Origin of the sequence: Labilibaculum sp. (assembly GCF_963664555.1) — a bacterium.
Lineage (GTDB): Bacteria > Bacteroidota > Bacteroidia > Bacteroidales > Marinifilaceae > Labilibaculum.
Genome location: NZ_OY761461.1, coordinates 665,289 through 677,200, shown reverse-complemented (window position 1 = coordinate 677,200; position 11,912 = coordinate 665,289). Strand labels below are relative to the sequence as shown.

Here is an 11,912-nt window from a genome sequence, read left to right as displayed (position 1 = left end):
ATTTTGAAAGTTTGTGTAATTAATTATACAATGTACAAAACGTCTGACTGAGACATTAAAAGATAATCATCTCCATCAATTACCAACTCTGTTCCTGAATATTTGCCATAAAAAACGGTATCTCCGATTTTTAATTCCATTGGTTCATCTTTCTTATCAGTACCAACCAATACTACTTTACCTTGCATTGGCTTTTCTTTTGCAGCATCCGGAATAATGATACCACTTGCAGTTTTTTCTTCAGCCTTGATAGCTTCAACCAAAATTTTACCAGCAAGAATTCTACCTTTTAAATCTGCCATTTTCAAAATATTTAAAGTTTTAAATTACAATTTATGACTCATTCTCTTTCACAATCCATGCCAAAAGAAATTCATTGACAATATTGCCGCAATTCTGTTTCTATTTTAAAACCTCTATAACAAATACGAAACAGACTAATCAATATTTCAATTGATAATGAATAAATATACTGAAAAACAAAAAGATAACAACACAAAAAAAATGTCAGTATGATATGACATACTGACATTTTTTTATATCAATGATATTTTATTTTCTTATTTTGCTGTATCCTTTTCTGTAGAAGGAGCTTCTGTAGGGAAAGTTGGAACATCAGTAGCAGTTTCAGTTTCCTGCAATTGCTGCTCAATTTGTGATTTCTGACCTTCTACTTCACCACGATCAATAGTCATCGCAGCTAAAAGACAAAGAACTAATAAACTTCCGGCCAAACCCCAAGTTGCTTTCTCAAGGAAATCAGTTGTTTTCTTAACTCCCATAATTTGGTTTGAGGATGAAAAGTTTGAAGCTAATCCACCTCCTTTAGAGTTCTGTACTAATACGATTAACACTAAAAGTACACAAACAATAAAGATCAATACTAAAACAAAGGTATACATACTTATCTATTTACTATTTTTTAATTTTTCTATTCTCTCAATCTGACTCGCAAAGTAAGCGTTTTTTTCGGGATTTTTCAAAACTAATTTGTCATAAACAGCAATGGCCTTACTGAACAACCTCTGCTTCACATAGATAGATGCCAAAGTTTCACTAATAAAACCATCTTTATCCTCTAAACTTCCTAATGAAATATCCTCTTGTTTATCAACAACTTTAATGTTCCTGCTAATTCTTGGTTCATTTTGAATAAAACTATCAATCAGATCAATTCCCTTTTTCGATTTTTCCTTATCAGAATCTGGGCCAACTTCTTTGCTGTCTTTTTTATTAACAACTGTCATCCAATCAGTAAAGCTGTGATTTTCATCCTTATCAGATTCAGTTTCCCTGATCTTTGGTTCATCTGATAAGGTATATAAATTGCCTCCAAAACCAATATGATAAACCTCAGTTGCCGACACCAATAATTCTGAGTCGCTCAACTGCTTTTCAATTTGAGGCTTCTCAGTTTTTGCTGCAGATTCCTCTTTTTTATTTTCAGAATCATCAAATTCTAAAATTTCCTCATTTGCAGCAAACAAATTTTCAGATTCTACAGGATTTTTCTGATCCTGCAAAACCTCCGAATCTACCACCTCCGACTCCTCTGATAGTTGAAACAATCCATCCGGCTCCTCTGCTTTAATTACAGATCTCTTTTCACCAATCAGAAGATCAGAACTTTCTTCTTGCGCCTCAATTTGAACTTGTATAACAGGCTCTGATATTTCAGGAGTAATGAGTTTCATTTCACTGCTCTCAGAACGGGATTGTATCTTAATTTGATCTTGAATTAACAAAAATAACTGACGACGGTCCGGAATGTACAAAGCTGAATTTCTCAACTCTTCTTTAAACCGAATGCTTTGGCTATCATGCAAGTTTTTCAGCAGGAGTAGATGAGCGGTCTGAAAATAAGGATATCTGTCAATCAGAATTTTTAATTCCTGATGACTGTTCCGATCCATTTTCGCCGAATTCCTAATCCAATCTTGCAATAAACTTTGATTCATTTTTTACCAGTTTACAACTGCTTCGTTATATATATCATCGATAATATCTTCCAAAATCTGTACCACCAGTTCTTCTTCCACATCGCTCAACTGCTTGGTACTATCAAAATCCCGAAAGGCCGAAAAGCTCTTATCAAAATCGTTATCTGGTTCAATTTCGTTTGTAAAACGAACTTTTACAGTAACAGTTAATCGATTGGTTGCAGAAATATCATCCGCGGTAACATCCAAAGCCTGAGTTCTGTATCCGGTAATTTCCCCCTCAAAATTCAAATGACCTTCTCCATCTACAATTTCATCCAAAGTAGTTTGCCCACGAAATTTCTCTTTAAGCGCCTCAGTAAACTGATTGCTCAAATTAGGATTTACAAGGGGAGCTCTATTGGGAAAAAATTGTACCGAAAAAGTTTTCACCTCAGGTGAAAGGGTTCCTCCTGTAAATGAATAGGACACTTTACATGCTGTTACTATAAAAGCAACACAAAAACTTAAAAACAAGACTTTAATTAAATTCATATATTGGGAAATAAAAATAACAATAAATTGTGAATATTAGTTGATATCGTATTCTTTGATTTTACGATATAGTGTCCGCTCAGATATTCCTAAATCCTGCGCAGCATATTTCCGTTTTCCGTTGTGCTTTTCCAGGGCTTTCCTGATCAATTCAACCTCTTTATCTTCGAGCGATAAAGATTCCTCAACAAATTCCTCGGTGTCTTGAATTTCAGAATCTTTAGGAGATGAAATAGTAGTAGAAGCTTGTGCCGAAGATTGATGATGAAGAATGTCAATCTCCTGATCTTCATACAGCTTTCGAATAAGCAAAGCGTTATCTTTTTGCAAAGACGAAGAATCTCCACTTGTTTGCATCAACTCAAATACTAGTTTTTTCAAATCAGTCATGTCCTTTTTCATATCAAAAAGAACCTTGTAGAGTATTTCCCTTTCTGAAGAAAAGGCCTGATCTTTTTTAGACGTATCAGTATAAATCGCTGGTAACATATGTTCATCATTTCGTGGAAGATAGTTCCTTAATATATCAGCACCAATTTGCCTTTCTTTTTCGATGATGGAAATTTGTTCCGTAATATTTTTTAATTGTCGAATATTCCCAGGCCAACGATAGGATTTCAATAACTGTTGAGCTCCGGTATCAAGCCGCAAAGGCGGCATTCTATATTTTTCAGCAAAATCTTGTGCAAATTTTCGGAAAAGAAGATAAATATCTTCTTGCCTTTCTCGCAGAGGCGGCATGTTTATAGGGACTGTATTTAAACGATAGTACAAATCCTCTCTAAACTTACCATCTTTTACAGCTTTGGGTATATTAAGATTTGTAGCCGCGACAACTCTAACATCTGATTTTAAAACCTTTGATGAGCCAACTTTAATAAACTCTCCTGTTTCCAGAACACGTAACAACCGAACTTGCGTTGATAATGGAAGTTCACCAATCTCGTCCAAAAAAATGGTTCCTTTGTTGGCTACCTCAAAATAGCCTTTCCTATCGGACAAAGCCCCGGTAAACGCACCTTTTTCGTGTCCAAATAATTCCGAATCAATAGTTCCTTCCGGAATAGCACCACAATTCACAGCTATATATGGAGCGTGTTTTCGTGAACTAAACTGATGTATTATTTGAGGAAATACTTCTTTTCCAGTTCCGCTTTCTCCTGTTATTAATACCGATAAATCAGTAGGAGCAACTTGAATAGCAATATCAAGCGATCTGTTTAAAGAATATGTATTCCCAATAATTGAGAAACGATGTTTTATTGTTTGTATATCCATCAAAAAAATCTAATTTGATTGTTCCTAAAGTGAAAAACATGAAATTTTATCATGCTGCCTGACAAAATTACTACTTTTTAAAATTAGAAGGCAATTCTGCTCAATTAATATCATTAAAGATTGTTAATTTTCAGTATCCTTTTCCTGTAACTCACGTAAATATCTAGAAATTTATGAAGTATTTAAACCTGAGATACTATGTCAATCAACCTCGAGAACTTAAAAGAATCAAATGAATTTTTAAACATTTTATTCGATAATATCACATCGGCACTATTTATTCTTGATAAAAATGCTCGTGTTGAAAACATGAATGAATCTTTTTCTCTTCTTTTTCAAAAACAAGAAGAAAAAATACTTGGCAATTTATGTGGTAATGCATTGGGATGTAAATTTGCAGTTGAAGAGAATGCATTATGCGGCGAAACTTCTTATTGTAAAAATTGTATTCTAAGAAGAGATATTTTAAAAACCTTGTCTAAAAGAGTACCTACAAACAGAAGAAAACTATCCCGGGATTTTTACTCAGATATTAAAAAAGTGACCAAACATTTCCTGTATTCTACCAGATACATTCAATACTATGGCAAGGAATTTATTCTGGTAATTGTTGATGACAATACAGAATTAGAAAATAGCAGAAATAAGCTTGAAGAACAAAATGAAACACTTCGTGTACTTAATAAACAAAAATCGAAATTTCTAGGTATCGCTGCACACGACCTTCGTAATCCAATTGGTGCTATAAAATCCTTTTCCAATCTACTTTTGGATTCATATCACGAATTCTCCGATGAAGATAGAATTGAGTTCATTAGATTGATAAAAGACAGCAGTCAGTTTTCCATAAACTTAATCAATGAATTGCTGGATATATCAAAAATTGAAATGGGTAAACTTAAATTGGATAAAAAGGATGAAAATATTCAGGAAATAGTTGAAAACGCAATAAAAATCAATAAAATTTTCGCAAAAAAAAAGAACATTGAAATTAATTTTCCATCAACACCGGCTGCTACCTCAATTTCCATCGACAAAAACAAAATTGAGCAAGTACTGCACAATCTATTAAGCAATGCTTTGAAATACTCAAATCCAAACACTACAATCTCCGTTATTATTAAAAAGAACAATTCACATATTGAAATATCAGTTAACGATCAAGGTGTTGGTATTCCTGATCAGGAATTAAAAAATTTATTTACCGAATTTGGAAAAACAAGCGCTAAAACTACTGCAAACGAAAGTAGTACTGGTTTAGGTTTAGCTATAGCTAAAAAAATTGTGAATGGTCATGGAGGAGAAATAATGGCTCATAGCAAACTAGGAAAAGGTTCTGAATTTTTGTTTACTTTGCCATTAAATTAAAACAAGTAAAAATAAAACAAGAATGAAATTCTTAGGAATTATACCAGCAAGATATGCATCTACAAGGTTTCCTGGTAAACCTTTGGCCGATATTAGTGGCAAACCAATGATTCAAAAAGTATACGAACAAGCTCAACAAGCGCTTGAGCATGTTTATGTAGCAACCGATGATATAAGGATTGAAGAAGCTGTAAAAAACTTTGGCGGAAAGGTAATTATGACCTCCTCAGATCATAAAAGTGGTACGGATCGGATTGCTGAAGCAGCTAATATTATCACCAAAATACTAAAGCTTGATTTCAATGTGGTGATCAACATTCAGGGTGATGAACCTTTTATTCAGCCAGAACAAATTAATTCATTAAAATCCTGCTTCAAAAATCCCGCTACTGAAATTGCAACATTAATAAAAGCAATTACAAATACTGCTGAGATTTTTGATCCAAACAAAGTTAAGGTAGTAACTGCAAAGGATAACCGCGCCTTATATTTCAGTCGGTCAGCAGTACCTTTTGTACGCGGTGAAGATCAGAAAAAATGGCTTTCAAAAAATACTTTTTTCAAACATATAGGAATGTACGCCTACCGGTTTGATGCTTTAATGAAAGTTACTAAATTAGACCAAAGCAAATTAGAATTATCGGAATCCTTAGAGCAATTGCGTTGGCTTGAGAATGGCTATTGGATACAGACAGAGATAACAGAACATGAATCAATCGGGATAGATACTCCTGAAGATTTACTTAGAGTAAAGGAAATGGGACTTTTATAGTCCCTTTTTTATACTTTTATTTTTCTGTAATACTCATTTGGTATCACCAAAGAACCAACACTAAAGTAATACTCTATCGGGAAACTCATTTTCGATCCAGTATTGTGAATAATAACTTTAAATAATCAACAAGAGAAACTCTCTCCAGAAGAATCAAAGTTGTTAAGTTTACTCTGTACAAATATGAGTCATATTTCATGTCTGGGATATGACATACGAGCCATTTAGGGAGATGATAACATCTATACAACGAAGCATAGATATTTACATTACTCACACTTAAAAAGTCTGTAATGCCGGAATCCGACTTATCCATTGAGAACATTCACGGAAGCATTTTTTTTCACTTCAAATCAATCCCCATTTGATTCCTGATTCCCATTCCAATCGTTGGATTGAACTTCATTGGCTGGATCTTTTTTTTCTAATGTACCGGCATTTACGGCAAAAAAAAAGAGTCTCATTCTCATTGGAACAAGACTCTTTTAAAAGTCGGCGTCGACCTACTCTCCCACCTTTCGGCAGTACCATCGGCGCTAACGGGCTTAACTTCTCTGTTCGGAATGGGAAGAGGTGGAACCCCGTTGCAATAGACACCTAAAATCATTAATCTAATATTGAGCTTACACCCGCAAGATTATATCATAGACATATCAAAAAAATTAAAGTAAAAATAGCATCCGAAAAAATTCAGCGATGAACCCCGCACTCAGAAGTATTAGGGTAATTAGTATTGCTCGGCTTTGATGTCACCACCTTTACACCTGCAACCTATCAACGTCGTAGTCTCCAACGACCCTTAAAGGAAATCTCATCTTGAGGTAGGCTTCGTGCTTAGATGCTTTCAGCACTTATCCCTTCCGAACGTAGCTACTCTGCAATGCAGCTGGCGCCACAACAGATGCACTAGAGGTTCGTCCAACCCGGTCCTCTCGTACTAGAGTCAGATCCTCTCAAATTTCCAACGCCCACAACAGATAGGGACCGAACTGTCTCACGACGTTCTGAACCCAGCTCGCGTGCCACTTTAATGGGCGAACAGCCCAACCCTTGGGACCTTCTCCAGCCCCAGGATGTGACGAGCCGACATCGAGGTGCCAAACCGCTCCGTCGATATGAGCTCTTGGGAGCGATCAGCCTGTTATCCCCGGCGTACCTTTTATCCTTTGAGCGATGGCCCTTCCATGCGGAACCACCGGATCACTATGCTCTACTTTCGTACCTGATCGACCTGTATGTCTCACAGTCAAGCACCCTTGTGCCATTGCACTCTACACACGATTACCAAACGTGTTGAGGGTACCTTTAGAAGCCTCCGTTACTCTTTTGGAGGCGACCACCCCAGTCAAACTACCCACCACACACTGTCCGTCGTTAGACGTTAGACTCCAGATAAGCAAAGGGACGTATTTCAAGGTTGACTCCACAGCCCCTGGCGAGGCCGCTTCGTAGTCTCCGTCCTATCCTACACATTACTTACCCAAAATCAATGTGAAGCTGCAGTAAAGGTGCACGGGGTCTTTCCGTCCCGTTGCGGGTAATCGGCATCTTCACCGATACTACAATTTCACCGAGCTCATGGCTGAGACAGTGCCCAGATCGTTACACCATTCGTGCAGGTCGGAACTTACCCGACAAGGAATTTCGCTACCTTAGGACCGTTATAGTTACGGCCGCCGTTTACTGGGGCTTCATTTCAATGCTTCTCCGAAAATAACATCTCCACTTAACCTTCCAGCACCGGGCAGGTGTCAGGCCTTATACTTCAACTTTCGTTTTTGCAAAGCCATGTGTTTTTGATAAACAGTCGCCTGGGCCATTTCACTGCGGCTCTCATTACTGAGAGCGTCCTTTCTCCCGAAGTTACAGGACTATTTTGCCGAGTTCCTTAGCCATGAATCACTCGAGCGCCTTAGTATACTCTACTTGACTACCTGTGTCGGTTTGAGGTACGGGCAACTTTAACCTGAAGCTTAGAGGTTTTTCTTGGAAGTAAAATTAGGCACACTATCTGCGCTGCCGTAGCATTGCAGTACTATCGACTTTCAGCTCAAGATGCGGATTTGCCTGCATCTATCATCACGTACGGTCTTCAACGAACTATTCCGTCAGTTCGCGGTGCTTTCATCTCTTCGTCACCCCATCGCAGTTAAAGCCGGTACGGGAATATTAACCCGTTGTCCATCGAGTTCGCCTTTCGGCTACCCCTTAGGTCCCGACTAACCCTGATCCGATTAGCGTTGATCAGGAAACCTTAGTCTATTGGCGTGCGGGTTTCTCACCCGCATTATCGTTACTTATGCCTACATTTGCTTTTCCAGAAGCTCCACAATGCATTACCACACTGCTTCTGCGCCGCTGGAATGCTCCCCTACCAGTTAGAATAAATTCTAAATCCATAGCTTCGGTAGTATGTTTTATGCCCGATTATCATCCATGCAAGATCGCTCGACTAGTGAGCTGTTACGCACTCTTTAAATGAATGGCTGCTTCCAAGCCAACATCCTAGCTGTCAATGCAATCTCACCTCGTTAGTTCAACTTAACATACATTTGGGGACCTTAGCTGATGGTCTGGGTTCTTTCCCTCTCGTCCGTGGACCTTAGCACCCACGGGCTCACTGCCAGATATAAGTTATAGCATTCGGAGTTTGTCTGGATTTGATAGGCGGTGAAGCCCTCGCATCCAATCAGTAGCTCTACCTCTATAACTCTCGACTCTGACGCTGCACCTAAATGCATTTCGGGGAGTACGAGCTATTTCTCAGTTTGATTGGCCTTTCACCCCTACCCACAGTTCATCCCAAGACTTTTCAACGTCAACGGGTTGGGCCCTCCACTCTGGATTAACAGAGCTTCAGCCTGACCATGGGTAGATCACCAAGTTTCGCGTCTACCCCCACTAACTTTACGCCCTATTCAGACTCGCTTTCGCTTCGACTACGGACCTGAAGCCCTTAATCTCGCTAGTGAGGAGTAACTCGTAGGCTCATTATGCAAAAGGCACGCCGTCACACCAAAAGGTGCTCCGACCGCTTGTAAGCGTATGGTTTCAGGTACTATTTCACTCCTCTATTCGAGGTGCTTTTCACCTTTCCCTCACGGTACTTGTTCACTATCGGTCTCTCAGGAGTATTTAGCCTTACCGGATGGTCCCGGCAGATTCACACAGAATTTCTCGTGTTCCGCGCTACTCAGGATACTGCTAGAGGCTTTTTGCTTACGTGTACGAGACTATCACTCTCTACGGTGTGTCTTTCCAAACACTTCCACTTCACGCCATTTCTCTTATTGCAGTCCTACAACCCCTACATTGCCGAAACAATATAGGTTTGGGCTGATCCCCGTTCGATCGCCACTACTAGGGGAATCACTTTTGTTTTCTTCTCCTCCGGGTACTTAGATGTTTCAGTTCTCCGGGTTTGCCTCCATTGCTGGATATCTATAAATAGATGGGTTGCCCCATTCGGAAATTCACGGGTCAAAGGTTATTTGCACCTCTCCATGACTTATCGCAGCTTATCACGTCCTTCATCGCCTCTGAGAGCCAAGGCATCCGCCATACGCTCTTAATTACTTCTTATTGTGTTAACAAAAAATAAATCTCGTTGCCGAAATTCATCCCTGTTTCTTTACTTTTGTTACTTCTACTTTAATTTTGTTTCAATATGTCAAAGAACTTTAAATACACCATTTGTATTTCTGTGGAGAATATCGGAGTCGAACCGATGACCTCCTGCGTGCAAGGCAGGCGCTCTAGCCAACTGAGCTAATCCCCCATAAACGTTGTGTAGTCCTGCGCAGATTTGAACTGCGGACCCCTACATTATCAGTGTAGTGCTCTAACCAACTGAGCTACAGGACTATTACTACCTATCAGCTTAGCGGTGAAAACACCCTAACGCTATGGGTTATGGTATAAATAAATTTATGAAAACAATCAGTCAGGAAATACAGAGCAATTCCTTATCGAACTACAATATCTATATTAATACTTCCAATCTCTAGAAAGGAGGTGTTCCAGCCACACCTTCCGGTACGGCTACCTTGTTACGACTTAGCCCCAGTTACCAATTTTACCCTAGGACGCTCCTTGCGGTTACGTACTTCAGGTCCCCTCGGCTTCCATGGCTTGACGGGCGGTGTGTACAAGGCCCGGGAACGTATTCACCGTAGCGTTGCTGATCTACGATTACTAGCGAATCCAACTTCACGGAGTCGAGTTGCAGACTCCGATCCGAACTGAGACCAGCTTTAGAGATTAGCATCCAGTCGCCTGGTAGCAGCCCTTTGTACTGGCCATTGTAACACGTGTGTAGCCCTGGACGTAAGGGCCGTGCTGATTTGACGTCATCCCCACCTTCCTCTCACCTTACGGTGGCAGTCTCGCTAGAGTCCTCAGCTTAACCTGTTAGCAACTAACGATAGGGGTTGCGCTCGTTATGGGACTTAACCCGACACCTCACGGCACGAGCTGACGACAACCATGCAGCACCTTGTAAATTGCTCCGAAGAGAAAGCCTATTTCTAAGCCGGTCAATCTACATTTAAGTCCAGGTAAGGTTCCTCGCGTATCATCGAATTAAACCACATGTTCCTCCGCTTGTGCGGGCCCCCGTCAATTCCTTTGAGTTTCATTCTTGCGAACGTACTCCCCAGGTGGATTACTTAATGCTTTCGCTCAGTCACGCACGGTGTATTGTGCACAACGAGTAATCATCGTTTACGGCGTGGACTACCAGGGTATCTAATCCTGTTCGCTCCCCACGCTTTCGTCCATCAGCGTCAATGTTAGCTTAGTGAGCTGCCTTCGCAATCGGTGTTCTACGTTATATCTATGCATTTCACCGCTACATAACGTATTCCGCCCACCTCAACTAAATTCAAGGCCTTCAGTATCAATGGCAGTTCCGGAGTTGAGCTCCGGGATTTCACCACTGACTTAAAAGCCCGCCTACGGACCCTTTAAACCCAATAAATCCGGATAACGCTTGGATCCTCCGTATTACCGCGGCTGCTGGCACGGAGTTAGCCGATCCTTATTCTTACAGTACCTTCAGTTCACTACACGTAGTAAAGTTTATTCCTGTAAAAAAGCAGTTTACAACCCATAGGGCCGTCATCCTGCACGCGACATGGCTGGTTCAGGCTTGCGCCCATTGACCAATATTCCTCACTGCTGCCTCCCGTAGGAGTCTGGTCCGTGTCTCAGTACCAGTGTGGGGGACTATCCTCTCAGACCCCCTAAGCATCATAGTCTTGGTGAGCCGTTACCTCACCAACTAACTAATGCTACGCATGCCCATCTTTTACCTCCGTAGATTTAATATCCAAACCATGCGATTCAAATATATTATGCGGTATTAATCCAAATTTCTTTGGGCTATCCCCCAGTAAAAGGTAGGTTGCATACGCGTTACTCACCCGTGCGCCGGTCTCTAAGCAGCAAGCTGCTTATACCCCTCGACTTGCATGTGTTAGGCCTGTCGCTAGCGTTCATCCTGAGCCAGGATCAAACTCTTCGTTGTATAAAAACTTTTGTTATAATTCTGCTCATGAATGTATTAAAGTTATCGTAATTCTTTATTGACAAGGTATTATTCTTGTATTTACCTAACTTGTTGTTTCCAATATTTTCAAAGAACTTTTCCCGGCCGTTTTTCCCTTACTTAAAAAGGCAACCCGTTCTAAAATTTCATTCTTAACAAGACAGCCGTTGCTGTCCCTAAAAGCGAGTGCAAAGATAAAGAAATAAATCCTAAACTTGCAAATCTTTTTTTAACTTTTTTTTTCAAGCTAATCTCACTGCAAACCCCACGTTTCCTAGTGGCTCACGAGTTCGTTAACTCTTAAAGCGGGTGCAAAGATAAATCATTTAATTCAACATATCCTAATCCCAAAGTAAAAAAAATTCAAAAAAAAATAAAATTGGAAGTTTAGTAGGTGTATACAATCATAAAAAGATTCCTACGACCACCCTACCACTGCCTATAAAAATACTACTAAACAACCATTTTATAA

At 39.7% G+C, this 11,912-nt stretch carries 7 protein-coding genes, 2 tRNA genes and 3 rRNA genes; 2 read left to right on the top strand and 10 right to left on the bottom strand.

Going from position 1 to position 11,912, the window contains the following annotated elements; all coding sequences use genetic code 11:
• Nucleotides 1-23 precede the first annotated feature (23 nt).
• The 5 genes from groES to ACKU4N_RS02790 all read right to left on the bottom strand — a co-directional run bounded on the left by groES (nucleotide 24) and on the right by ACKU4N_RS02790 (nucleotide 3,755).
• Nucleotides 24-302 carry a co-chaperone GroES gene (groES, locus tag ACKU4N_RS02810; protein ID WP_321320414.1) on the bottom strand — a complete coding sequence of 93 codons (279 nt, stop codon included), beginning with the start codon at nucleotides 300-302 and terminating at the stop codon, nucleotides 24-26.
• Between the two features lie 258 nt (nucleotides 303-560).
• The gene (gene secG / locus ACKU4N_RS02805; protein WP_101311745.1) at nucleotides 561-902 is read right to left on the bottom strand and encodes a preprotein translocase subunit SecG; all 342 of its coding nucleotides are present in this window, start codon (nucleotides 900-902) and stop codon (nucleotides 561-563) included.
• Nucleotides 903-908: 6 nt separating this feature from the next.
• A complete protein-coding gene (locus tag ACKU4N_RS02800; protein WP_321320413.1) occupies nucleotides 909-1,958 on the bottom strand; it encodes a DUF8458 domain-containing protein in 1,050 nt (349 codons plus the stop codon).
• Nucleotides 1,959-1,961: 3 nt separating this feature from the next.
• A complete protein-coding gene (locus ACKU4N_RS02795; protein WP_321320412.1) occupies nucleotides 1,962-2,474 on the bottom strand; it encodes an LptE family protein in 513 nt (170 codons plus the stop codon).
• A gap of 36 nt (nucleotides 2,475-2,510) precedes the next feature.
• Entirely contained in the window at nucleotides 2,511-3,755 is a 1,245-nt protein-coding gene (locus tag ACKU4N_RS02790; RefSeq protein WP_407937231.1) for a sigma-54 interaction domain-containing protein, read from the bottom strand.
• 195 nt (nucleotides 3,756-3,950) lie between these two features.
• Between ACKU4N_RS02790 and ACKU4N_RS02785 the strand changes: the two genes are divergently transcribed.
• Together ACKU4N_RS02785 and kdsB are read left to right on the top strand one after the other, a co-directional pair.
• Nucleotides 3,951-5,120, top strand: coding sequence for a sensor histidine kinase (locus ACKU4N_RS02785; RefSeq protein WP_321320410.1), 1,170 nt, complete (start codon nucleotides 3,951-3,953; stop codon nucleotides 5,118-5,120).
• Between the two features lie 22 nt (nucleotides 5,121-5,142).
• Complete coding sequence (gene kdsB, locus ACKU4N_RS02780) at nucleotides 5,143-5,892, top strand: 3-deoxy-manno-octulosonate cytidylyltransferase (RefSeq protein WP_321320409.1); 750 nt, start codon at nucleotides 5,143-5,145, stop codon at nucleotides 5,890-5,892.
• A gap of 490 nt (nucleotides 5,893-6,382) precedes the next feature.
• Here the strand turns inward: kdsB and rrf are convergent.
• The 5 genes from rrf to ACKU4N_RS02755 all read right to left on the bottom strand — a co-directional run bounded on the left by rrf (nucleotide 6,383) and on the right by ACKU4N_RS02755 (nucleotide 11,419).
• A 5S ribosomal RNA gene (gene rrf / locus ACKU4N_RS02775) occupies nucleotides 6,383-6,493 on the bottom strand.
• Between the two features lie 106 nt (nucleotides 6,494-6,599).
• Nucleotides 6,600-9,474 (bottom strand): 23S ribosomal RNA (locus tag ACKU4N_RS02770).
• A 122-nt stretch (nucleotides 9,475-9,596) separates the two neighbouring features.
• Nucleotides 9,597-9,670: transfer RNA gene (locus tag ACKU4N_RS02765), tRNA-Ala, on the bottom strand.
• Nucleotides 9,671-9,682: 12 nt separating this feature from the next.
• Nucleotides 9,683-9,756: transfer RNA gene (locus tag ACKU4N_RS02760), tRNA-Ile, on the bottom strand.
• A 143-nt stretch (nucleotides 9,757-9,899) separates the two neighbouring features.
• Nucleotides 9,900-11,419, bottom strand: a 16S ribosomal RNA gene (locus ACKU4N_RS02755).
• The 16S, 23S and 5S rRNA genes sit together here with 2 tRNA genes alongside, the layout of an rRNA operon.
• Nucleotides 11,420-11,912 lie beyond the last annotated feature (493 nt).

What these genes read in the sequence shown, in the direction of transcription:
- ACKU4N_RS02800 (WP_321320413.1), bottom strand. Translation starts at nt 1,958, where the DNA reads ATGAATCAAAGTTTATTGCAAGATTGGATTAGGAATTCGGCGAAAATG.
- ACKU4N_RS02795 (WP_321320412.1), bottom strand. Translation starts at nt 2,474, where the DNA reads ATGAATTTAATTAAAGTCTTGTTTTTAAGTTTTTGTGTTGCTTTTATA.
- groES (WP_321320414.1), bottom strand. Translation starts at nt 302, where the DNA reads ATGGCAGATTTAAAAGGTAGAATTCTTGCTGGTAAAATTTTGGTTGAA.
- ACKU4N_RS02785 (WP_321320410.1), top strand. Translation starts at nt 3,951, where the DNA reads ATGTCAATCAACCTCGAGAACTTAAAAGAATCAAATGAATTTTTAAAC.
- secG (WP_101311745.1), bottom strand. Translation starts at nt 902, where the DNA reads ATGTATACCTTTGTTTTAGTATTGATCTTTATTGTTTGTGTACTTTTA.
- kdsB (WP_321320409.1), top strand. Translation starts at nt 5,143, where the DNA reads ATGAAATTCTTAGGAATTATACCAGCAAGATATGCATCTACAAGGTTT.